This window comes from Flavobacterium phragmitis, from assembly GCF_900112575.1.
Classification (GTDB): domain Bacteria; phylum Bacteroidota; class Bacteroidia; order Flavobacteriales; family Flavobacteriaceae; genus Flavobacterium; species Flavobacterium phragmitis.
Genome location: NZ_FOMH01000004.1, coordinates 298,734 through 322,248, shown reverse-complemented (window position 1 = coordinate 322,248; position 23,515 = coordinate 298,734). Strand labels below are relative to the sequence as shown.

General features: G+C 34.6%; 16 protein-coding genes. 8 read left to right on the top strand and 8 right to left on the bottom strand.

Translation table 11 applies throughout. From position 1 onward, the window contains the following. Positions 1 to 53: 53 nt before the first annotated feature. The 5 genes from BM289_RS09570 to BM289_RS09550 form a co-directional block, all read right to left on the bottom strand. Entirely contained in the window at positions 54 to 2,528 is a 2,475-nt protein-coding gene (locus BM289_RS09570) for a zinc-dependent metalloprotease (protein WP_091492741.1), read from the bottom strand. Positions 2,529 to 2,695: 167 nt separating this feature from the next. Next, positions 2,696 to 3,982: a glutamate-1-semialdehyde 2,1-aminomutase gene (gene hemL, locus BM289_RS09565; RefSeq protein WP_091492740.1), complete on the bottom strand. Its 1,287-nt coding sequence runs from the start codon at positions 3,980 to 3,982 to the stop codon at positions 2,696 to 2,698. Between the two features lie 75 nt (positions 3,983 to 4,057). Next, a complete protein-coding gene (locus BM289_RS09560) occupies positions 4,058 to 4,954 on the bottom strand; it encodes a glucosaminidase domain-containing protein (protein ID WP_091492738.1) in 897 nt (298 codons plus the stop codon). After that, positions 4,947 to 5,855: a 1-aminocyclopropane-1-carboxylate deaminase/D-cysteine desulfhydrase gene (locus BM289_RS09555; RefSeq protein WP_091492736.1), complete on the bottom strand. Its 909-nt coding sequence runs from the start codon at positions 5,853 to 5,855 to the stop codon at positions 4,947 to 4,949. The genes BM289_RS09560 and BM289_RS09555 overlap by 8 nt, the downstream gene beginning before the upstream one ends. Further along, positions 5,852 to 6,187 (bottom strand): hypothetical protein, encoded by a 336-nt coding sequence (locus tag BM289_RS09550; RefSeq protein WP_091492735.1) that lies wholly within the window; start codon positions 6,185 to 6,187, stop codon positions 5,852 to 5,854. The genes BM289_RS09555 and BM289_RS09550 overlap by 4 nt, the downstream gene beginning before the upstream one ends. 114 nt (positions 6,188 to 6,301) lie before the next feature. Between BM289_RS09550 and BM289_RS09545 the strand changes: the two genes are divergently transcribed. The 8 genes from BM289_RS09545 to BM289_RS09510 all read left to right on the top strand — a co-directional run bounded on the left by BM289_RS09545 (position 6,302) and on the right by BM289_RS09510 (position 14,925). Then, positions 6,302 to 6,484 carry a C1orf53 family protein gene (locus tag BM289_RS09545; protein WP_082472378.1) on the top strand — a complete coding sequence of 61 codons (183 nt, stop codon included), beginning with the start codon at positions 6,302 to 6,304 and terminating at the stop codon, positions 6,482 to 6,484. A gap of 16 nt (positions 6,485 to 6,500) precedes the next feature. Further along, complete coding sequence (locus BM289_RS09540) at positions 6,501 to 7,475, top strand: 2-hydroxyacid dehydrogenase (protein WP_091492733.1); 975 nt, start codon at positions 6,501 to 6,503, stop codon at positions 7,473 to 7,475. Positions 7,476 to 7,785: 310 nt separating this feature from the next. Further along, positions 7,786 to 9,762, top strand: a complete 1,977-nt coding sequence (locus tag BM289_RS09535; RefSeq protein WP_091492732.1) for a urocanate hydratase — start codon at positions 7,786 to 7,788, stop codon at positions 9,760 to 9,762. A 109-nt stretch (positions 9,763 to 9,871) separates the two neighbouring features. After that, entirely contained in the window at positions 9,872 to 10,411 is a 540-nt protein-coding gene (locus tag BM289_RS09530; RefSeq protein ID WP_091492730.1) for a DUF4136 domain-containing protein, read from the top strand. Between the two features lie 347 nt (positions 10,412 to 10,758). Beyond that, complete coding sequence (gene ilvA / locus BM289_RS09525; RefSeq protein WP_091492729.1) at positions 10,759 to 12,003, top strand: threonine ammonia-lyase IlvA; 1,245 nt, start codon at positions 10,759 to 10,761, stop codon at positions 12,001 to 12,003. An 80-nt stretch (positions 12,004 to 12,083) separates the two neighbouring features. Next, entirely contained in the window at positions 12,084 to 12,494 is a 411-nt protein-coding gene (locus BM289_RS09520) for a group III truncated hemoglobin (RefSeq protein ID WP_091492728.1), read from the top strand. A 74-nt stretch (positions 12,495 to 12,568) separates the two neighbouring features. Continuing rightward, the gene (locus tag BM289_RS09515) at positions 12,569 to 13,012 is read left to right on the top strand and encodes a hypothetical protein (protein ID WP_091492726.1); all 444 of its coding nucleotides are present in this window, start codon (positions 12,569 to 12,571) and stop codon (positions 13,010 to 13,012) included. A 137-nt stretch (positions 13,013 to 13,149) separates the two neighbouring features. Next, entirely contained in the window at positions 13,150 to 14,925 is a 1,776-nt protein-coding gene (locus BM289_RS09510) for an aromatic amino acid hydroxylase (RefSeq protein ID WP_091492725.1), read from the top strand. 273 nt (positions 14,926 to 15,198) lie between these two features. Here the strand turns inward: BM289_RS09510 and BM289_RS09505 are convergent, their stop codons facing one another. From BM289_RS09505 to BM289_RS09495, 3 genes are all read right to left on the bottom strand, one after another. Next, positions 15,199 to 15,828, bottom strand: a complete 630-nt coding sequence (locus BM289_RS09505; protein WP_091492723.1) for a DUF4230 domain-containing protein — start codon at positions 15,826 to 15,828, stop codon at positions 15,199 to 15,201. Positions 15,829 to 16,005: 177 nt separating this feature from the next. Next, entirely contained in the window at positions 16,006 to 18,324 is a 2,319-nt protein-coding gene (gene tamL, locus BM289_RS09500) for a translocation and assembly module lipoprotein TamL (protein WP_091492722.1), read from the bottom strand. Continuing rightward, a complete protein-coding gene (locus BM289_RS09495; protein WP_091492720.1) occupies positions 18,308 to 23,407 on the bottom strand; it encodes a translocation/assembly module TamB domain-containing protein in 5,100 nt (1,699 codons plus the stop codon). Before BM289_RS09495 ends, tamL begins: the two co-directional genes overlap by 17 nt. Positions 23,408 to 23,515: the final 108 nt, after the last annotated feature.

Here is a 23,515-nt window from a genome sequence, read left to right as displayed (position 1 = left end):
GATTTATAACAAAAGGGGCTGTCTCAAAAGTGAGACAGCCCCTTTTGTTTTTCTTACTTTATAGGGTTCAATATCAAATCTATTCTTTTGATACAATCTTCATAATGGTATTTTGTTTCCGTATTAATCCCCATTGCTTTTGCTGTAACAAGCAATTTTCTTAATGTTGTTAATTCGCCGCGAACCAAAGCTCTTAAGTCAGATTGTCCGGTGTTGTAGTAAACAAATGATTTGTCATTTGGTTTAATTTCTTCTGTCATCAAATAGCCCATTCTGTCAATGTAAGCACGCTGTAAATTTCTTCGATAAACCGTTACATTTCCTGCAACTGCAGATTCTTTCCAAATTCCTTTGCGAAGATCTTTGAAGAAATCTAAAGCTTTGTAATTATCTCCGCTTAAAATTTCGTTATCCATTAATCTTCCAATTCTTCCTAAAGTCATTAAATTATTCAGTTGTCGCACTTGAAGGTTTCTAAATTTCTCAGTGTATCCTGCAAATTCAGTGTTTTGTAAAGTTTTTACATTAACAATCCATGTTGGCGATTCAAAAGCATTTTTCTGAAGCCAGTTCATTGCCTCGATTTGTTTTGCTTTTGGAACTACTTCATATACACTTCCTGCCTGATTTGGTTTTTTGGTGTTTTCATAAATTCCGCCCACATTAGTTACCACATGACCAACATAACGGCTCCAGCAATCCAGTAATTCTTTATATAATTCATCTAAATCTTGATAATTGTTCGTTGCAGTACTTGTCCATTCGCTAAGATGACTAGCAACATATTCCAGATTTTTAAGTCCATATGAACTTGCTTTCATGGAATTGTTTCCAATGTCTTCTGTCTGCGAAGTTGGATCAAAAGCACTGCTTTGTTTCCCGAATTTATAAATAGGGTTTCCTGCCTTTTCCAAAATCCACTTATCTAAAGTTGGAATTTCTGCTTCAGGAGATTTTGCAGTTGGAATAACTCTGTATCCCCAATTTAAGGCATAATGGTCATAAGTTCCCATTTTACGAATAAAACGAACGTTTTTATCTCCCGGCTGTGCAATATAGTTGAAACGAGCATAATCCATTATACTTGCTGAAATTCCATTTTGCTGTGTAAAATCTCCATTTCTATAACTTTCAACATCATAAGCACAGCTCGCTCCCATATTATGCGGAAATCCTAAAGCATGCCCTACTTCGTGAGCAATAACCATTCGCATCATTTCGCCCATTTCTTCATCGCTGGTCTGCAAAGTTCTCGCTGAAGGATTTGCTGCTCCGGTTTCTAATAAATATCTATTTCGATAAGAACGTAAATGATTGTGATACCAAATCACGTCGCTTTCTATAATTTCTCCCGTTCTTGGATCAATAACACTTGGGCCAACTGCATTTCGGGTTGTACTTGCTACATAACGAATCACAGAATAACGGATATCTTCTGGGCTGAAATCTGGATCTTCTTCTTTAGTTGGTGCATCTTTTGCAATGATTGCGTTTTTAAATCCAGCCGTTTCAAAAGGTTTCTGCCATTCTTCAATTCCTTGTTTAATGTATTTCCTCAATTTTTCTGGCGTAGCTGGATCCAGATAATATACAATTGGTTTTATGGGTTCTACCAATTCTCCTCTGTTATAAGCTTCCGGATCTTTGGGTTCTAATCTCCAACGTGTTATGTAGGTTTTTAAATCTGATTTTAATTCATTGCTCCCGTAATCATATTGACTCACTGTAAACCATCCTACTCTTGGATCTGCCAATCTAGGTTTCATTGGAACCTCTGGCAATAAAATCATAGATTGATTCATTTGAATACTGATTGATTCTGATTCTTCCAGCATTGAAGGTTTTGAAGCATTATAAGTCATATCCTGAATTACTTCGATATTCATTGGAAAGCTTTTCATTGCAGTAATAAAAGTTCTAGAATCATCCAAACCTCTTACTTTGTAAGTTTCACGCATTTCTGCAGAAATACCGCTGATTGCCTTTACATCTGTACTGTAAAATTTAGTGACATCAATAACGGTATTTGCCGAATCTTTACTAAAAGCAACAATATCGAAAGCATATAAAGTTGGCTCATAATTATTGGCTTTTACTGAAATGCTAATTGGTAAAGTATCATTCGCAACCGAATTGTATGATTTTGATTTGATTAAAATCTTGTCCTGAAAACGCTGCCAGACAATTAACTGTTCATTGGTTTCTGAACCGGCATTTACATATCCTCCGCCTAAATTAGAAGGCAATTTTGCCAGTCGGCTTACTAAAAGCATGTCTTTGTTTAAATACTTATTCGGAATTTCGAAATAGTATTTTTTATCAACTTTATGAACTGTAAAAAGTCCTTCGTCCGAAATTGCATCTTTTGTAATTACTTTATTATAATCTTTAATCGAAGATTCCGGTTTCTTTTCTGGAGACGCTACAGGAACTTCTTTTTGATCTTTTTTCTTTTTGCTTTGAGCAAATTGTTTTGAAGGACATAGCGTAAAAACAGCTATCGTAGATAAAATGAAAAATTTCTTCATTTAACGTTGGTTTAGTTAGTTATTTGACAAACAAAAATAAATTTTACTTACAATCATACAACAGATGTCATTTGTATTAACTTTTTATTAACTAAAAAAATTAGACATAAAAAAAGGCTCAACTTTTAGTAAAAAGCGAGCCTTTTGTAATTTATTTTTGGTTGATCTTAGAATGTTTTAGAAACTTTATCAATTGCATTAATGGTAAAATCTAAATCTTCATAAGTCAAAGCGTCTGTAATAAACCAAGTTTCATAAGCCGATGGTGCGATGTAAACACCTTCCTGCAATAATCCGTGGAAGAATTTTTTGAAGGTTTCGTTATCCCCTTTTGCAGCAGTTTGAAAATCTGTAACCGGATCTGCATCAAAGTGAACTGAAATCATAGAACCAACTCTATTGATGGTAAACACCACATTGTTCGCTTTTAAAACTCTGTCAATTCCTGCTTCTAAATAAGCTGTTTTTTCTTCTAAACGAGTAAAAATTGCTCTGTCATTATCTAAAGCTTTCAACATTGCCAATCCTGCCGCCATTGCCAACGGATTTCCAGATAATGTTCCTGCCTGATAAACTGGTCCAAGAGGCGCTAAATGATTCATGATTTCCTCACGAGCAGCAAAAGCTCCAACCGGAAGTCCGCCACCGATAACTTTACCGAAGGTTACAATATCAGCATCAATTCCGTACAATTCCTGAACTCCACCGCGTGCTAAACGGAAACCTGTCATTACCTCATCAAAAATCAATAAGATTCCGTTTGCTGTACACAATTTTCTTAAACCTTCTAAGAAACCTTTTGCAGGTGGAATACATCCCATATTTCCAGCAACTGCTTCGATAATAATAGCTGCGATTTCTCCTTTATTCGCTTCAACTAATGTCTTTACATTTTCTAGATCATTGTATTTCGCCAATAAAGTATCTTTTGCTGTTCCCTGCGTAACTCCTGGGCTGTTTGGTGAGCCAAAAGTTACAGCCCCGCTTCCTGCCTGAATCAAAAATGAATCAGAATGTCCGTGGTAGCAACCTGCAAATTTGATGATTTTATCTCTTTTTGTAAATCCTCTTGCCAAACGAATGGCGCTCATACACGCTTCTGTACCTGAATTTACAAAACGTATTTTATCGATATTCGGAACCATAGAAACGGCTAAGGCAGCAATTTCTGTTTCCAATTCTGTTGGCATTCCAAATGAAGTTCCCAGTTTTGCTTTTTCGATTACGGCATCAACAACCGGCTGATACGCATGACCTAAAACCATTGGTCCCCAAGAGTTGATGTAATCTATTAATTTGTTTCCATCTTCATCATATAAATAAGCGCCTTTAGCACTTTTTACAAAAATTGGAGTTCCGCCAACGGCTTTAAACGCTCTTACTGGTGAATTTACTCCTCCTGGAATTACTTTTTCTGCTGCAGCAAAAAGCTGACTACTTCTTTTATATAACATTATAATATTAGATTTCTGATATTAGATTTTAGATTGTTTGAAAACTGAGACTGAACACTAAAAACTGAACACTGACTACTTAACCCTAAGTCTCTGTCCGATTGAAATTGCATTGTCAGTCAGATTGTTCTTTTTCTTCAAATCATCGACTAACAAATTGAACTTCTTTGAAATCGAATATAACGTATCCCCTTTCTGAACTTCATACAAATTTGGATCGTTTGTGTTCATATTTATCTTTGGATCAGAATAGGCCACTGAAGTTGAGCTTCTTGTTGGAGCCGTTTTATTAATTGCAACATATGTTTTCCCTGTAACCTGACAATCGTACTGATGCAGATTGTATCGCTCTATATAACTAATTAATTTATCCGGATAATTTGGATCTGTTGCATAACCACAGGCTCTAAGTCCTTTTGCCCAAGCTTTGTAATCGTCTTTTTCATAAGTAAACAAAGACTCATATCTCTTTTTACCTACCAAAAACAAAGCATGATCTCTATACGATTCTGAAACCTGATTATATTTTCTAAAACATTCCTGAGCCGCATCATCATCGTGACGAACACTTTCGCCCAGCCAGTCTTTATGACATTTAATTCCAAAGTGATTATTGGCTTCGACCGCTAAGTCTCCTCTTCCCGCACCTGATTCCAAAATTCCCTGCGCTAAAATAATGCTGGCAGGAATTCCATACGCTTTCATGTTTCCAACCGCAATATCTTTGTACTGCAAAACATAATTATTAATCAAATCGCTTGTTACAACAGTTTTTGAAGTAGATTGAATAACCTCTGTTGTATTATTGGTAGAAGGATATTTAGCTGTTGGTTTAGCATAAACAGGTTTTTTAGCCGCTGCTGTTCTTGTTTGGTGTACAGCCGCTTTTTTAGTCGTTGCAATGGCAGGCTTACTAGAAGAGCAACTTGCTAAAGCTAATATTACGAGAAGTAATACAATTTTTTTAATCATTGGTTTTGAGTATTGGTAATTTCTTCTGCTTCAACTTTATATTCATTCCTTCAATTCCCTGTAATCCACCAGTATGAATGAGTAAAATTTTTGAATGCGCAGGAAAATAATTTTTGCCGATTAAATCTATAACGCCAAAAACCATCTTTCCTGTATAAATTGGATCTAAGGGCACTTTTGTTTTTTCAAAAAAAGCATTAATAAATTCAATTAATTCTAAATTTATCTTGCCATAACCTCCAAAATGATAGTCAGAAATTAAATTCCAGTTATCTTTTTTTGCAAAAATACGAATTTCATCGTTTAAAAAGTCACCTTTTAACGCCGGAAAGCCCAAAATCTTCTGATTTGGCAATGCACAATTGATTAATCCCGAAATCGTACCGCCAGTTCCAACCGCACAGCAAACGTAATTAAAAACCGAATCTTCTTCCTTTAAAATCTCTTCACAACCTTTTACTGCGAGTTCGTTTGTACCGCCTTCAGGCACCAAATAAAAATCGCCAAACTTGTCTTTCAGCTTTTCAATAAAAGATTCTTCGCTTTTTAATCGATACTCTTCTCTCGAAACAAATTCAAACTGCATTCCGTTTTCCTGCGCAAATTTCAAAGTTGGGTTTTCTTCAATTTTATGCAAAAGTTCGTCTCCGCGAATGATTCCAATTGTTTGAAATCCCTGCTCTTTTCCAGCATAAGCTACTGCAGCAATATGATTGGAAAAAGCACCGCCAAAAGTCAGTAAGATGTCTTTGTTTTCGGCTTTCGCCTGAAATAAATTGTATTTTAATTTTCTGAATTTATTTCCTGAAACAAAAGGATGAATCAAATCTTCACGCTTTATAGTCAAAGAAATATCATTTGGAAATTGAATATTTATAGATTGATTGAAAACTGGATTCATTTTGATTTGATGTAATGTAAAAACTGAAAAAATGATCGGTTTTTCAGATAATTTAAGTCTCTTTCTTTAGCGTAAGCTTCTCTTTCAAAACTAATATTTCGATACGCCAAAACGCCTTTTTTATATTGAATTAAACGAATTAAATATTCTAAAAAGTACCATATGTAAAACGGAATTACTAAAAGTTCTAATTGCTGTCTTAAATGAATTTTTTCATGATTAACGAAAACTTCATTCGTCTTATCAAAATCATATTTTACAATTACAAACGGAAATACAGCCATTCCACGATATCCTTTCGGAATTAAATATTTGGCAACAATCAGAAACATTGGCTGTAAAATTTATAAATTTGTAGCTATAGAATTGTTCGATTTCGATAAAATCACAATCAAATATTTTTATTTTTGATTTTAATTATTCGAAAAAGAACGCGAAGCAGATTTATGAAAGAGCAAAGTAATGAAAATAAATTAATCGAAGGAGAAGATTTTTACTATACGCCCGAAGGTTATAAATGTTTTACTGAAAAACATCATTTAAAACGCGGTTACTGCTGTAAAAGTGGCTGTCGTCATTGTCCGTACGGATTTGATAAAAAAACAGGAAGAATAAACAAACCTTCATAAAATTACATCAATATACATGAACGTTTTTATCAATAAAAATATACCGGAAGCGGGCATTAAACTGCTCCAAGAAAAAGGCATTAATCCAACTATAAATCCAACGGAGAATGTATTATCCAGAGAAGAGTTCATCAAAATCTGTCAGGAAAATGATGCTCTTTTGAATGTTGGAACCAATAATTTAGATGAAGATTTTTTTCAGCAATGTCCTAATTTAAAAGGTATCGCTTTATTTTCTGTAGGATTTGATTCTGTCAATATTCCGTCAGCAAACAGCAGAAAAATCCCGGTTGGAAATACACCTGACGTTTTAAGCAGAGCTACTTCTGATGTTGCTTTTTTATTGATGCAGAGTGTTGCCAGAAAATCATTTTTCAATCATAAAAGAATTTTAAATGACGATTGGGGAAGTTTTAATCCGTTAGCTAATTTAGGACAGGAATTGTATGGTAAAACTTTAGGGATATTTGGTTTGGGACGAATTGGTTTCGAAATGGCTCAAAAATGCAAAGCTGCTTTTGGAATGAACATTATTTACCACAATCGCTCCCGTAAAGAAGATGCCGAAAAAGAATTGGATGCTAAATTCGTAGATTTTGAAACCTTACTTGCTGAAAGTGATGTTTTAAGTATTCATGCTAATTACACAGCAGAAAACAACGAACTCTTCAATAAAAATACTTTTGCTAAAATGAAATCGAATTCGATTTTCATCAACACTGCAAGAGGAAAATTTCATAATGAAAATCACTTATTTGAAGCTTTAACAAATAATATAATCTGGGGAGCCGGACTTGACGTTACAAATCCTGAACCGATGAAGTCTGATAATCCGTTATTGTCTCTGCCAAATTGCTGTATTTTACCACACATTGGCTCAGCAACTTATGAAGCGAGAAACGGAATGGCGGTTTGCGCAGCGCAAAACATAATTGCTGTTTTTGAGAATAAAAAAATGCCGTATTGTGTTAATGAGGAAGTGTATTTTTAAATTCCAATTTTAAAATTCCAAATTCCAATCTGAAATCAAAAATCTAAAAATTAAAGATGGATATTCGTTCAAGAAAGTTTAAGATAACGATTTTTAAATCGTATCACAGGTCGGATATCCGTTATCCTTAGTTTTTTTCAATGAGAAAATGTGACAATTTGAGAATTAGATAATTTGAATAAATTCCCAATCGTGGCATTTAAGCTCAGTTAGGACTACATAATCAAAAAAACAAAAAATTAATCTGCTGTTAATCTAAGCACAATATCTTAGCATCTTAGATCCTCAGCACCTTAGCATCTCTAAAAAAATGACTTTCAAAGAACAAATACAACAAGGAATACCAAATATATTACCACCAAAAAAGGAATACGATCCAGCGATTAACCATGCTCCGAAACGAAAAGAGATTCTTTCGGCAGAAGAGAAAAAGCTGGCGCTAAAAAATGCCCTACGTTATTTTGAACCAAAACATCACGCTGAATTAATTCCTGAGTTTTCAGAAGAATTAGAGAAATACGGACGTATTTACATGTATCGTCTTCGTCCGGATTATAAAATGTATGCTCGCCCGATTGACGAATATCCAGGAAAATCATTGCAGGCAAAAGCGATTATGCACATGATTCAGAATAATCTGGATTATGCTGTGGCACAACATCCACATGAATTGATTACCTATGGTGGAAATGGTGCTGTTTTTCAAAACTGGGCACAATATTTATTGACAATGCAATATTTGTCTGAAATGACAGATGAGCAGACATTAACGATGTATTCAGGTCATCCAATGGGATTATTTCCTTCCCATAAAGAAGCACCAAGAGTCGTGGTAACAAACGGAATGGTAATCCCGAATTATTCAAAACCGGATGATTGGGAAAAAATGAACGCACTTGGAGTTTCACAATACGGACAAATGACAGCGGGAAGTTATATGTATATTGGCCCGCAGGGAATTGTACACGGAACTACGATCACGGTTTTAAACGGTTTTAGAAAAATCAAGCAAAATCCTGAAGGAAGTTTGTTTGTTACTTCTGGTCTCGGCGGAATGTCAGGCGCTCAGCCAAAAGCTGGAAATATTGCAGGTTGTATTACGGTCTGCGCCGAAGTAAATCCGAAAATCACTAAAATTCGTCACGATCAGGGATGGATTAACGAAGTCGTAACTTCTACAGATGAACTAGTCGCCAGAGTAACTTTGGCAAAAGCCAATAAAGAAACGGTTTCGATTGCTTATTTAGGAAACGTTGTGGATGTTTGGGAACGTTTTGACAAAGAAAACATTAAAATTGATTTAGGTTCAGATCAGACTTCACTCCATAATCCGTGGGCTGGAGGTTATTATCCGGTTGGAATCTCGTTTGAAGATGCCAATAAAATGATGGCCGAAAATCCAGATTTATTCAAAGAAAAAGTTCAGGAAACGTTACGTCGTCACGCAGTTGCCATTAACAAACATACCGCAAAAGGAACTTACTTTTTTGATTATGGAAATGCCTTTTTATTAGAAGCTTCACGTGCCGGAGCCGATGTAATGGCAGAAAATAATATCGATTTCAAATATCCAAGCTACGTTCAAGATATTATGGGACCTATGTGTTTTGACTACGGATTTGGGCCTTTCCGCTGGGTTTGTACTTCTGGAAAACCGGAAGATTTATTAAAAACAGATGCCATTGCCTGCGAAGTTTTAGAAAAAATGGCAGAAACTGCTCCAAATGAAATTCAGCAGCAAATGCAGGATAACATCAAATGGATCAAGGGCGCACAGGAAAATAAACTGGTTGTAGGTTCACAAGCTCGAATTCTTTATGCCGATGCTGAAGGAAGAATTAAAATTGCAGAAGCTTTCAATCAAGCCATTGCAAAAGGAGAAATTGGCGCAGTGGTTTTAGGACGCGATCATCATGATGTTTCTGGAACCGACTCGCCTTACAGAGAAACTTCAAATATCTATGACGGATCTCGTTTTACAGCCGATATGGCGATTCATAACGTGATTGGAGACAGTTTTAGAGGAGCAACCTGGGTATCAATCCATAACGGTGGCGGCGTTGGCTGGGGTGAGGTTATAAACGGCGGATTTGGTATGGTTCTTGATGGTTCTACTGAGGCTTCAAAACGTTTAGCATCAATGCTTTTCTGGGATGTTAACAACGGAATTTCAAGACGAAGCTGGGCTCGAAATGAAGGCGCTGTTTTTGCCATAAAAAGAGCAATGGAAGTCGAACCTTTATTAAAAGTAACTTTACCTAATATAGTTGATGAAAATTTACTTTAAAATAACGTAATGTCATCCTGAGCGGAGTCGAAGGTTTACAACAACAAAAGGGCTTCGACTTCGCTCAGCCTGACAAACTTTAAAACAAGAACATTTAATTTCTAAAAATATGAAAACACTTAAGTTAATTCCGATTTTGCTGCTATTAATACTTACTTCATGCAGCACTGTGACTGTTTATTCTGATTATGACAAAACTGTCGATTTTGCGCCTTATAAAACATACGCTTACTTTAAGCCCGGAATTGACAAGGTCGAGATATCAGATTTAGATAAAAGAAGAATTCTTCGCGCTATTGATGATCAAATGCAGGCTAAAGGTTTTACTAAAAGCGACAATCCTGATTTGTTGGTAAACATCTTTACAAAATCAAGAGAACAAGTTGATGTAAACCAATTTAGTGCTGGCTGGGGTTACGGCTGGGGCTGGGGTTGGAATCCATGGATGATGTACGGTGGTAATCAAACCACAGTTTCTACTTCTACTGAAGGAACTTTATACATTGATTTAATTGATGCTAAAAAGAAAGAAATGATCTGGCAAGGTGAAGGAGTTGGTACTTTGACAAGAAACATCGATAAAAAAGATGAAAGAATTGCTGAATTTGTAGGCAAAATTTTGGCTCAATATCCGCCAGTTAAAAAATAGTTTTCAGTCACAATTTCAGTTTGCAGCTTTTTATAAAAATTTAAATAGCTGTAAACTTTCCAAAAAAAATTAATACTTTTGCTACTCAATCAGCTAAAAAAAAATGAAAAACTTTAACAACATTATTATCGCTATTATTAGCATTATTGCAATTCAGCAGTAATGGCGAGGTGTTATATAAGTTTGTAAAATATAATTTATAAAAACCTCCCACATCGGGAGGTTTTTTATTTTAAAAACAATTTTAAGAGTCGCCACGAATTACACAAATTTCCGCGAATTATTTTTTTTCTAAATAATTAAAATTAGTGTCAATTTGTGTAATTCGTGGCAAAAACAAAAATACTATGAGTTTATTTAATGAAGTACTTAATGCCAAAAAGCAGCTTGAAAATGTAGTTGCTGCTACTCCTTTAACCCAAAATTTGAATCTTTCGGACGAATTCAAATCGACTATTTTATTAAAAAGAGAAGATTTACAAATTGTGCGGTCGTACAAAATTAGAGGAGCTTACAACAAGATTTCTTCGTTAAACGAAAAAGAAAAAGCAAACGGAATTGTCTGTGCCAGTGCAGGTAATCATGCGCAAGGAGTTGCCTATTCTTGTAATCTTCTTAAAATAAACGGTAAAATATACATGCCGAAAACCACTCCAAAACAAAAAGTAAAACAAGTACAATTGTTTGGAAAAAAGTTTGTTGAAATTGTTTTAACAGGAGATACTTTTGATGATGCTTATGCTTCTGCAACCGCAGATGCCATCAAAAATCATAAAACTTTTATTCATCCGTTTGATGATGAAAAAGTAATTGCCGGACAAGGAACGGTTGGATTGGAAATTCTAGAAAACTGCAAAGAACCAATCGATTATGTTTTTGTTCCAATTGGTGGTGGCGGACTTGCTTCTGGATTGTCTGAAGTTTTCAGGCATTTAAGTCCAAACACTAAAATCATAGGTGTTGAACCAAAAGGAGCTCCTTCGATGAAAACTTCAATTGAAGAAAACAAAAACACGCCATTAAAAACAATCGACAAATTTGTAGACGGTGCGGCTGTAAAACAAGTTGGCGATAAGACTTTTGAAATCTGCCGTTATAACTTGGAAGATATTATTCTGGTTCCAGAAGGAAAAGTCTGCACAACCATTTTAAGATTATACAATGAAGAAGCAATGGTTGTAGAACCTGCAGGAGCTTTAACCATTGCAGCTTTGGATTTTTATAAGGATAAAATTAAAGGTAAAAATGTAGTCTGCATTGTCAGCGGAAGCAATAATGACATCGAAAGAACGGCCGAAATAAAAGAACGTTCTTTATTGTACGAAGGTTTGATGCATTATTTTATGATTCAGTTCCCACAACGCCCAGGAGCTTTAAAAGAATTCGTAAATAATATTCTAGGTCCCGATGATGACATTACTTATTTTCAATTTGCCAAGAAAAACAGCCGTGAAAAAGGTTCTGTAGTCGTTGGTTTGGAATTGAAAAACAAAAAAGACATCATGCCAATTAAACTTAAAATGACACAAAACGGATTTGAATTTCAGTATCTAAATGATAATCAGGATTTATTTACGCAATTGATTGGATAATCATTTTCAAAATGATAATTGTCAGTAAATAAAAAAGAACTTATGGCGTATTTTTGCAACTTAACTCTAGAATAAATAAAATGGCAGATTTAAAAGATATTTCTACTATAGAAGACATTCAGCAAATGGTAAACAGCTTTTATGCTAATGTTAGAAAAGACGATTTGATTGGTCCTATTTTTAACGATAAGCTACAAGATCGCTGGGAACCGCATTTGCAAAAAATGTATAATTTCTGGCAGACTATTCTTTTTGATGTTCGTGCCTATTCTGGAACACCTTTTCCGCCACATAAACAATTACCTGTTGACAAAACTCATTTTGACCGTTGGATCGCTATTTTTAATACGACAATAGATTCGCAATTTGCAGGGCCAATTACAGAAGAAGCCAAAATGAGAGCAACAAATATGGCTTTTATGTTCAGCCATAAAATTGAGTATTTTAGAAACGCTGAAAATGAAATGAGAAATGCCATGAAAAAATCTTAGAAAATTTCTTTCAAATAACAAGTAGAACTTTATATTTGGCTAAATGAATTAACCCCCAATCTCTATTTTTAGTTATGAAAAAAGCAATCTTATTCGTTATTATCTGTTTTGCATTTATAAATCAATTAGCGGCACAATCACAAGCGCCATTTTCCAATTTATATAAAGGAACGGTTGATGGAAAAACTCCCGTTACTTTTTATATTAAAGCATCAGAAAACCAATGTACAGCTGATTTAAGTTATGTCGCAATATACCGTTATAAATCAAACAAATGGCTTCATCTGGATATTACACAGAATAGAAAAGCTGAAAATGAATTTATTATGGTTGAACATGGTTTCAGCGGTGTTTTAATTTTAAAGAAAACTGGAAATACTTTCTCTGGTTTATGGATTAGTCCCGATACTAAAAAGCAGTTAAAAATCGATTTAAAAGAAGTTTCAATGACTAAAAAAGAGATTGAAAACTATGAACAAACACTGGAAAGAGTGAGTTTCGAAAATAATGACTGCTAAATCCACAAAATTTCTCTTTCTTTAAAAACCTACAAAAACGCAATAAAAGTTAATTTCGAATAAAAATATTGTGATAAAATGTAAAAATTAGTGGTCCAAATTCGTAATTTTACATTCTAATCTACAACGTTTTCGAAATGAATCCAAATATTGAAACCAATCCGTTATTAGAAAGATTGCCTAAACATTTACAGCAATTTATCAAACCTCAAGATTATAGTGATTACACTCCTATCAATCAGGCGGTTTGGCGATATGTGATGCGTAAAAATGTAGATTATCTTTCAAAAGTAGCGCATCATTCTTATTTGCAAGGTTTACGAAAAACGGGAATCGAAATTGATTCTATTCCAAGTATGTACGGCATGAACCGAATTCTAAGTAAAATTGGCTGGGCTGCGGTTGCTGTTGATGGATTTATTCCGCCAAATGCTTTTATGGAATTTCAGGCTTATAATGTTCTGGTTATTGCTTCAGATATTCGACAATTGGAACATATTGAATATACTCCTGCTCCGGACATCATTCATGAAGGTGCCGGCCACGCTCCTATTATTGCCAATCCTGAATATGCTGAATATCTAAGACGTTTTGGAGAAATTGGCTGTAAAGCAATTTCTTCTCATAAAGATTATCAAATGTACGAAGCGATTCGTCTGCTTTCAATCTTAAAAGAAGCCGAAGATACGCCACAGGAAAAAATCGACGAAGCTGAAAAAGCAGTTGCCGATCTACAAAATGATATGGGCGAATTGTCTGAAATGGCACAAATTAGAAACTTACATTGGTGGACGGTTGAATACGGCTTGATAGGAACAGTCGAAAACCCAAAAATATATGGCGCTGGATTGCTTTCTTCAATTGGCGAAAGTGCACACTGTATGACCAATAATGTGAAGAAAATCCCTTATGATATTTCGGCAGCCAATCAGAATTTTGATATTACGCAATTACAACCTCAATTGTATGTAACACCGACTTTTTCTCATTTAAGTTTGATTTTGGAAGAGTTTGCCAACAAAATGGCTTTACGTACTGGAGGTCTTTCCGGAATTAAAAAACTAATTCAATCGAGTGCTTTGGGAACAATTGAATTGAGTACTGGTTTACAAATTTCAGGAGTTTTTACTAATGTTATTGAAGAAGAAGGAAAACCGGTTTATATACAAACTACTGGAAAAACGGCGTTGGCTTACCGCGAAAAAGAATTAGTTGGTCATGGAACTCTAACACATCCACACGGATTTGGAAGTCCGATTGGGAAATTGAAGGGTTTTAATCTGGCTATTGAAGATATGAGTCCGAAGGATCTGCAGGCTTACAGCATTGTAGAAGGCGAAAAGATTACACTAGAATTTGAAGGCAATATTATTGTAGAAGGTGAAATTATTACGGGTTCTAGAAATCTTCACGGAGAAATTATTTTAATTAGTTTCAAAAATTGCACGGTTACTCATGGCGATACGATTTTATTCCAACCTGATTGGGGCAATTATGATATGGCAATTGGTAAAAAAGTCATTTCTGCTTTCTCTGGTCCAGCCGATGTAAATAGTTTTGATTTAATTAATATTGTTCCATCAACCAAAACCATCAAAGCAAAACATACTGATGAGCGTGATGAATTAGAGCATTTATATGCAACTGTTCGCGAAATCAGAACCAATAAATCTTCTAAAACAGAATTGAAAGTTGTTTTTGAAAAACTTAAAAATAATCATTCAAACGATTGGTTATTGTCTGTTGAAATTGCAGAACTTTTGAAAGATTCTGACGAAAAACAGCTTTTACAGGAAGTGTTGGTTCATTTAGATCAATTGAAAGTCAAACGTCCTGAAATTGCACATCTAATTTCTGGTGGACTGGATTTGATTTTTGATAGTTCTTTGCCTAATTTGCCACTAAGGCACTAAGGCGCAAAGATTTTCCTCATTTTATGTCATTTCGACTGAAAGGAGACCCGAGCGATAGCGAACTGGCGAAGCAAATCACACTAGAAACTCCGCAAAGAAAACACCAATCTTTGTAGATATACGAGTGTGATTTCTCCTTTCAGTCGAAATGACAAGATTGCGAGAAAATCTTTATTTGAAAAAACATTCAGATTAAATCCTCATAATCCTTTTAATCTGTGGTAAAAAAGCTTTGTGCCTTAGTCCCGATAGCTATCGGGATTGTGGCAAACCTCAAAGCTTCAAATCCTGACTTAACTCAGTTTCAGAATCAATTGTTTTTCCGTTATACTGCAATTTCCAGCCCATCGAATTGGTCATAATCAAAATCTTAGACAATTCACTGATTAGTCTGTTTTGAGCATTTGTTTTTAGGGTTGATTTTTCGATTTTCTTGGCTAAGTTCGCCTTTACCGATTTGTTGATTTTATTGTAATCGTCTCCTGTAAACGGATTCAGTTTGCTTTGTTCCACATCATAAAACTGAATATCTGGATTAATCGTAATTTCTTCTTTTGGGATGTTTAGAATCGTGATGGTTTTATTTTTCTCATCAACATCATATTTCATTTGATGCAGATCGTAAGCAACCGTTACATTGGCATTGACTACAACCAATGCTTTTTTCTCAAAAGAAATCATGTCTAAGAAATATTTCTGCTGATTTTTATAGGTGATGACTTCAGAGAAATGACCTTCGGTTACAACCAGTTTTCCAACATTAAGAATCTGCTGTTGAATTAAATTGGTATTATATTGAATATCCGAATCATCTTCTTTTTTGAACTGGCAGTATTTAAAAGCCAGTACAATGACTAAAACGATCACACTAACACCAATAATTCTTTTGATTAAGTTTTGCATTCCTCTAAAATATTTTAGACCAATTTACTTCTTTTTTTAGTTTTTTTCGCCACGAATTCACGAATTACACTAATTTTTGGAGCGTTTAAATTTTGATTTTTTCGAATTTTTAATTTGTGATTTTAAAAAACATAAAAAAGAAATTTGTGCTAATTTGTGAAATTTGTGGCAGAAAATCTAAAACGGATATCCAATAGCGATATTCAGAATCAAATTGTCTTTTCTCCAGGAACTGCTTCCAAAATTTATGTCGTCAATAACCCATCTTTGTCCGTCAGGAAGTGCTGGATTTCTTAGTGGAATGGCTAAATCTGTTCTTAAAATTAAGAATGATAAATCGAAACGTAAACCGGCTCCTGCACCAACAGCAATTTCTTTCATAAAATCTTTTGATATTTCGGCTCCAGGTTTATTGGGATCAGCATGTAAAAGCCAGATATTACCGGCATCTAAAAATACTGCTCCTCTTACAATGCTAAAAAGTTTTGCTCTATATTCGGTATTAAATTCCAATTTCAAATCGGCTGATTGATCTGGTGTATAGTTAATGTTGGTTGTCGTTTCTGGAATCACATAACTTCCTGGTCCCAAAGTTCTTGCCCTGAATGCTCGAATACTATTCGTTCCACCCACTACAAATTGTTTTGACGTTGGCATTACATTCGAATTTCCGTAGGCAAATCCTGCTCCAACTATTAATCGGCTGGCGAGTTCACTTTCTTTTCCTAGTTTTAAATAATGTCTGAAATCGGTTTTAATTTTTACATATTGGCTAAACGGAACATCAAATATTGTTTTAACCTTATCCGGATAATCAGCACCAGTTACTAGACCGGTAATATTTCCTGCCAAATCCAATTCACCGTTAAAATAGATAGTATTTTTTCGGCGTTTCTGCATGGTATTGGTGTAGGTATAATTGTAAGTTGGCCCAAAAATTAACTGCTTTTCGATTACTCTTCTTAGCGCTTCATCTTGTTGAATATCTTCTAAATATTCGGCTGTAACATGATTCGGGCTTACATACGTCACATCTATTACATTCAACTGATGCTCTTTTCGAATATTTTCTTTCCATAAATAACCAAAAGAAGTATTAAATGAATTCAGCGCATACAACTGCGTTCGTTTTTGATATTCGTAACGAATCGTTGCTTTGGTTCTGGGCACATATTCGCTATTTCCTTCGATATTGAAAGGCGTAATAAATCTTGGCCAAGTCAAACTAACTTCTCCTCCTAGTTTATAAATATTCTTTCCTTTATTCACACCGCCCAATTGAAAGTCGGCACCTCCAAAAATCGAAGCTGTAAACAATTCTGCTCCGCGAAGGAAATTTCTATTATTCCAATTTAAATTTAATTCCGTACCTGTATAACTTGCTGAATTGGTTTTACCCAAAACCTCAACACGAATAAACTTCTTAGGCAAAAGCGTTAGATAATAATAGGAATCTAAAGCATTATCAATACTGTCTGAAGGCTTAAATTCGTTTTTAACAAAGCTGAAAGTACCCAAATTCACGAAACGATTCAAAGTCAAATTATGATCAGTTCGGTTGTATAAATCCCCTTTTTTGAAATAAATTGTTCTATCATAAACTCTTGGTTTAAAAGTTTCTGCCGTATCAATAATCGTAAAGTCTTTATACTGTGTTATATTCTTTTTTCTGTAAACCATGCTATCATTCGCCAAAGAATAATTCGGATACACAAAAATGTTATTTATGGTATAAGCTCTTAAGGCTTTTGCAGGAGTTTCATCTTTAATAACCAATCTTATTTTCACTTCATGATCGCCTTTACTGCTGTCTACTTTCGCCAAAAGATAATCGGGACTGAAATAGTAATACCCTTTTTCTTTCAATCTGGCATCGATACGTTCTCTTTCTGCTTTTATAACATCCAAATCATATGGTTTTCCAACTTTCAACAAACTGCGTCGGCTTGATCTGGCGATTATTTTGGACATTTTTAAAGAATCATCCGGAAAAGTGACACTTTTAATAATGTATTGTTTTTTGGGAACAACGGTATATTCGGCTGTCACTCTTTTATTGCTTACCGTAGAATCGGCACTTACACGAGTTTTAAAATAACCTCGGTTTTCGGTAAAATTTCGCAGAACTGAAGCATTATAATCTAAATCGACTTTACTAAAAAGCACTGGTTCTTCTCCCACTTTAGTGCGAAGCCAATATCTAAAACCTTTTTGTTTTTTAGGTTCGCCGGCAATATTATAAAACCATAACTTTGGACGTAATCCTAAAAATGTTTTATTGGGTTTCGGGCGAATCAAATCTTCCAGTTCCGTTTCCAGTGCTTTTCTATCTTTCTTTTTCATAATAGAATCTTTCACTTTTACCGAACCGCCCGTGTACAGTAAATCGCCTTCTGGAAGATATTTTGTATTACTGCATCCAAAAACAAAAAACAGGGATAACAGCACAAAATACTTTGCAAAATGATTTTTTATATGATTACGTTTTTTGTTCATTTCCTTCAATTTGATTTTCCTGCAATTGCTCCTTCTCTTTATCTTCCTTTTTTTTCTGCTTTTCTTTTTCTTTTCGAAGCTTTTCTTCTCTTATCAATTCTTTTTCTTTTTCAGTTCGATGGAAAAGTTCTCTGAATTTATTGTAACTCATTGTAATAATAAAAGCGACACCTGTTTCTACCACCTGTCCTTCTACTGCAACCTGATATTGATTTTTTCTGTAGGCACGAACAATATATCTACCATCTTTTGTCAATTGATAGTCTAAAGCTACATCACCGGCAATATTGGTACTTTCTTCGTTGGCACGCTCTGCACCTTCTACGCCAAAACTACTTCCAACAGTTACTTTCAATCGGTCATCCAGCAGTTTTTTAGAAACCTCAACATTCAAATCTGTCCTATTCTGCATAGTTCCAGAAGTATAATCTTCAGAGGATTCTAAATCAAAATTGACTTCAAATCCTGTAATTAATTCTCCTGCCAGATTATTCAATTGCTGCGAAAGTATTTTACTCACACTTTGTCTTGCCATCGTTTCGGCACTAATTCCTCCACTTTGACTCGCAAACGGATTTTCGCCCACAAAACGGTTTAGTAATAAAAGCGCAAAAACCTGTTTGTTCAATTCGGCTGGATCTTGTTCCAGTTGTTTTAATTTAGCTTGTGTTGTCGTAACTACATCTGTTGAAACATTATAATTCCCTTCCGGTAATACAATTCCAAAGGAGATTTCAGGCTTCATCAATTCTCCATTCATTTTCAATAAAGTCTGAAACGGAAGTTTTTGTTTATAAGTATTCTGAATAGACTGTTCCATTCCTGCTAATTGATTTCCAAGTAAATCAATAGGAGCTGCATCTACTTTATAAATAGCTGTAATATTTATGTTCGCCATCGTTGGCTCGCCATTCCAGGTAATATAACTTCCTTCCTGAATATCGAATTTTCTTTTGATTCCGTTAAAATTCATTTGATAAGCACCATCCGAAAATTCATATTTTCCAGTCAATGTTGTTTTTCCGGACTGATCAATTCCACCGACTAATTCTGCTTCTCCTTTTAAGTTCAAATAATCACCGTTTGATTTATCAATCAGCAAAGTCAATTCGGCTTCTTTATCAATCGTAATGGCAACATTCACGTTCATTCCTTTCAATTCCGACTGATCCAATTTAGTCTGCATTTCAACTGTTTGTTTCAGATACATATTATCTTCATCAACAAACTCTACAATTCCTTCACGATCTGCAATTGACGGATCTGACTGAGGCATAACCACCGTAAACTTAGTTTCTTTGTTTATTTTGAGTGTTCCGTCCACAACCGGACTTTCTAAACTTCCTTTGATATTCAATTTAGTATCCAAAAATAAATCCCCGTAAAACAAATCATTATCGGTGGCTTTAGAATGAATCGCTCTAAAATCATTCGCTTCAACCACAAGGTTAAAATTGTACTTCGTAAAATCAGCTGATTGAACGGTTCCGTTGACAAACAATTCATTGTCATTTTCGTCTAAAAGAGAAAACTTATCAAAAGAAATTACTCCCTCATTGAAAGTGATTTTTTCTTGCTCGGTTTTAAAATAGGAATTCAGCTGTGTCACTCTGAAACCGGCATCATTAAAATTCAATTCTCCATTCACTTTTGGTGCAGAAGTATTTCCCGTCACTTTAAAATTTCCTGACAGAAAACCTTTTCCTTCGGTAATATTGCCCATACTGAATCCTTGAATGCTTTTGATGTACAGCTTATTAATAGCCATATTCAAATCAAAAGTTCCTTCTTCGATTTTATATTCTCCCGTCAGTTTAACATCATTTCCTTCATCGCTTAAAACTACATTTGCGGCAAGTGTATCTTCGGTTTTATTGTCTACTTTTATTTCTAAATCGCCGACTTTTTCTTCTTTAAAAGTAAAATCGTCTATTTTTAAATCGGATGTAAAAGTGGGTTTGGTCATAACATTTTCGACCAAAGCATTTCCGTTAATTAATCCCTGCATTAACAGTTCGTCTTTTTTGACCATGTTCATAATGGTTTCGATTTTGAAATTCACAAAATCAACCTGAAGTGGTGCATTATTTTGAGTTCCCTGCGATTGGATTTTTAATTCGTTTCCGGAATTGCTCAGAAAAAATTTATTGATATAAAGTCGGTTATCTCCAAATTCGATTGCGTTTTCCGGATCAACTGTCCATTTATCGTAATTTAAAATAAAACTGTCTGCATCGATTTTAAAGATGTTTTTGGAGTCTTCATGATTCAAGTTTCCAGCAATGAAATACTGCTGTTTTTCTTTTGCATCTTTTACTTCCAAAGCATAAGTCAGCTCATTGTTTTCTACTTTTCCTGATAAACTCGTAAAAGGAATTTTAAGCGAACCGCTTTCAACAGAGGCTACAGAAACCAAATATTCTAAAGCATTTTCTTTGGTTTCGATATTTATTTTTCCGTCAGAAATAGTGTTTCCGCCATAAACAATACGCGGAATTGTTCCTTTTACTTCTAATGAATCTGCCTGGTTATTGTAGTTCCCGTTTATTGTAAAAGGCTCTAAAGCGGTTAGTTTTGGCAATAATTTTAGAAGAACTGGATCATTGTCCACTTTCAAAGTAAAGGCCAATCTTTGTTCATCTGATTCGGCGTTGACTTTAGGATTTTGAAGATTAATATATTTAGACAATGATTTCTGAACCGAATTGGCCAGAGTTGTCAATTTGTATTTTCCTGTTACTTCTGCTTTTAGAAACTGGGACGAAATTTTAATCGAATTACTGTCTTTATCTGCAAACGCAAAAACACGGATAGAATCTAAAACAATTGGTTCTTTATCCTGTAAAATCTGAATGTTGGACAAGAATACTTTTCCGTTCAGGAAATCGGGATTACTGTTGGCAATATCGGCATCTACATTTCCGCGAAGTTTCATTGGGCCAGCGTGAAGATTCAGTTTTTCTAAATCGGCTATATCAAGATTTAATTTCAGTTTTACGGATGGATATTTGTCTTTTGTATCACCAGAAGCCGTTAAATTGAAATTCAGATTTGGATCTTCCATTCCTGATTTTACTGCAAAAGATCCGTTTTCGATGTTTCCTTTCAGCGTTAAATCTTTATAGGTATATCTGTTGAAAACGGCTTTCTGAACAATTCCGTCAATGACAGCATTTGCCGTTTTTGGATCTAGACCGTTTCCTTTTACTTTCGCGTTAAGCGTAATTTTTCCAATCGAATCATTTTTTATCAATCTTCCTAAATCAAACTCATTTAGGGAAACTGTGGCATCGTATTTTTCTCTTTTTTTAATACGCTGATCAAATAAAGCGTCAACTTTTGCATTTCCGAAACTGCTGTTTAAGGCCAGATTCGTTTTAAAATTCTGAACAGAACCTTTAAATTTCCCTTGTAAACTCAACTGCGATGGAAGCTGAATATTCTTCGGAATTGTTCCTGCCGGCACGAACATATTAATGTCTTTTGCGGTGCTCGACATTTTTTTAATATTCAAATCGTAATAGGCTTTTTCGGCATCTGGCAACCCGGCAATTTTCCCCGAAAGGGAAACTTTTGTCGTTCCGATACCGCTCATTTCGAATTTGGAAATATTCAGATCTTTTACTTTTCCACTTACACGGCTGTCCACATACAAAATTGCATTTGGATTGCTCTTAAACGGATTCGTATTTTGAAGCGTAGGCACAAACAATAAAATATCTTTAAAACCAATTTTCGATTCTTTCAAATTGGCATCAATCGCGAGATTTCCTAAATCTTTCTGTAGTGCATCAAGCGATTTGTATTCGGCTTTTATTTTATCCTGAACAAGCGTTTGAGGTGTTTTTAAATACAGATTTTCTAAAGAGGCATTTTTAGGTCCGTAAAAGAAATCCGTTTTTAAAGATTGAATTTGCAGACCGCTTTTTTCGTTAACGGTAAGTGTTTTTATATTTCCTGAAATTGTATCATTTCCGTAATATAATTGCTCTGCCTGAAAATTGAACTTCCTCAAATCGAGATGTGCATAATCAATTCCTTTTGTTTTAGGTTTCGATTGCTCATCATCAAACCTGAAAGCAATATTTTCCAGATTGGTTTCTTTTAATTTTACTTTCCAGCCTGCTTGTTTTATGGCTGTTGTATCCAGGTCTGGGGTCTGAATCTGCTTATCTTTTGCACCAAGACGTAAATTTCCTTTAAGATTTTTAACTTCAAAAGTATTAAAATCCAAAAACTGTTTATTAAGATCAATCTCATTTACTATTAAATTTAAATTTCCCAAGCTAATGCCTGAATTTAGTTTTGAATCTTTATTGTCGTATAAAATATCGATTTTAGATAAAGCTATTTTATCTAAGGCCAATTTAAAATCGGGACGTTTCGAAATCGTATCAACCGTTTTTACTGAAACCTCGGCAAGTTTCTCGACCACATCCTGATCTAAAACTACTTTTAATCCGTTTAGATTAATCGTTGGAATATTAAAATCCATTTGATCCAAATCGAATTTCTTGAATTTAGTATCGAAATGCGTCAGATTTACACGAATGTCATTTTTAGCAAAATCGTCTTTAAAATTGAATTTAACCTGATCGAGGTTTACTTTGACAACCGAAATCTTAAAAGGTTTCGCGTTCGGATCTTCTACTTTTGGTTCTTTGGATTCAAATGCTTTTATGATGTAATCGAAATTGAAAACACCGTCTTTATTTCTGGAAATATTGGCTTTTACATTTTCAAGTGAAACCGAATTGATTTCAAGTTCACTACTAATGAGTTTAAAAAGATCAACATCAACCTCTAATCGTTTACCTGCCAACAAAGTATCTTTCTTTTGACCTTCGAAATAGAAACCTTCCAGAACTACATCTTTCGGGAATTTTATCGAAATATAATCCAAAGAAACTTTGGTTTTTATCTTATCCTGAAGATACGAAACCGCTTTATTTTTAACGAAATTCTGAACCGAAGGAACCTGGATTAAAATTATAACAAGTAATAAAAGGGCAACTACAGAAACCACGCACCACATCAGGATACGAAGTATTTTTTTTATAAAATAAGCGGGTTTCTTATTCATACGTCAATAAAATCGGTTCGATTAAAATTGCTTCTGAAAAAAGCAGGGTTACACATTTTACAAAAATGTAAAATTTAAACCTTAACAATTTACATAATTATCAGGAAT

Bases quoted from the DNA above. Each gene is read 5' to 3' on its own strand.
- BM289_RS09520 (WP_091492728.1), top strand. From the start codon at position 12,084: ATGGCAGATTTAAAAGATATTTCTACTATAGAAGACATTCAGCAAATG.
- BM289_RS09540 (WP_091492733.1), top strand. From the start codon at position 6,501: ATGAACGTTTTTATCAATAAAAATATACCGGAAGCGGGCATTAAACTG.
- BM289_RS09535 (WP_091492732.1), top strand. From the start codon at position 7,786: ATGACTTTCAAAGAACAAATACAACAAGGAATACCAAATATATTACCA.
- BM289_RS09505 (WP_091492723.1), bottom strand. From the start codon at position 15,828: ATGCAAAACTTAATCAAAAGAATTATTGGTGTTAGTGTGATCGTTTTA.
- BM289_RS09515 (WP_091492726.1), top strand. From the start codon at position 12,569: ATGAAAAAAGCAATCTTATTCGTTATTATCTGTTTTGCATTTATAAAT.
- ilvA (WP_091492729.1), top strand. From the start codon at position 10,759: ATGAGTTTATTTAATGAAGTACTTAATGCCAAAAAGCAGCTTGAAAAT.
- tamL (WP_091492722.1), bottom strand. From the start codon at position 18,324: ATGAACAAAAAACGTAATCATATAAAAAATCATTTTGCAAAGTATTTT.
- BM289_RS09570 (WP_091492741.1), bottom strand. From the start codon at position 2,528: ATGAAGAAATTTTTCATTTTATCTACGATAGCTGTTTTTACGCTATGT.
- BM289_RS09560 (WP_091492738.1), bottom strand. From the start codon at position 4,954: ATGATTAAAAAAATTGTATTACTTCTCGTAATATTAGCTTTAGCAAGT.
- BM289_RS09555 (WP_091492736.1), bottom strand. From the start codon at position 5,855: ATGAATCCAGTTTTCAATCAATCTATAAATATTCAATTTCCAAATGAT.
- BM289_RS09545 (WP_082472378.1), top strand. From the start codon at position 6,302: ATGAAAGAGCAAAGTAATGAAAATAAATTAATCGAAGGAGAAGATTTT.
- BM289_RS09510 (WP_091492725.1), top strand. From the start codon at position 13,150: ATGAATCCAAATATTGAAACCAATCCGTTATTAGAAAGATTGCCTAAA.
- BM289_RS09550 (WP_091492735.1), bottom strand. From the start codon at position 6,187: ATGTTTCTGATTGTTGCCAAATATTTAATTCCGAAAGGATATCGTGGA.
- BM289_RS09495 (WP_091492720.1), bottom strand. From the start codon at position 23,407: ATGAATAAGAAACCCGCTTATTTTATAAAAAAAATACTTCGTATCCTG.
- hemL (WP_091492740.1), bottom strand. From the start codon at position 3,982: ATGTTATATAAAAGAAGTAGTCAGCTTTTTGCTGCAGCAGAAAAAGTA.
- BM289_RS09530 (WP_091492730.1), top strand. From the start codon at position 9,872: ATGAAAACACTTAAGTTAATTCCGATTTTGCTGCTATTAATACTTACT.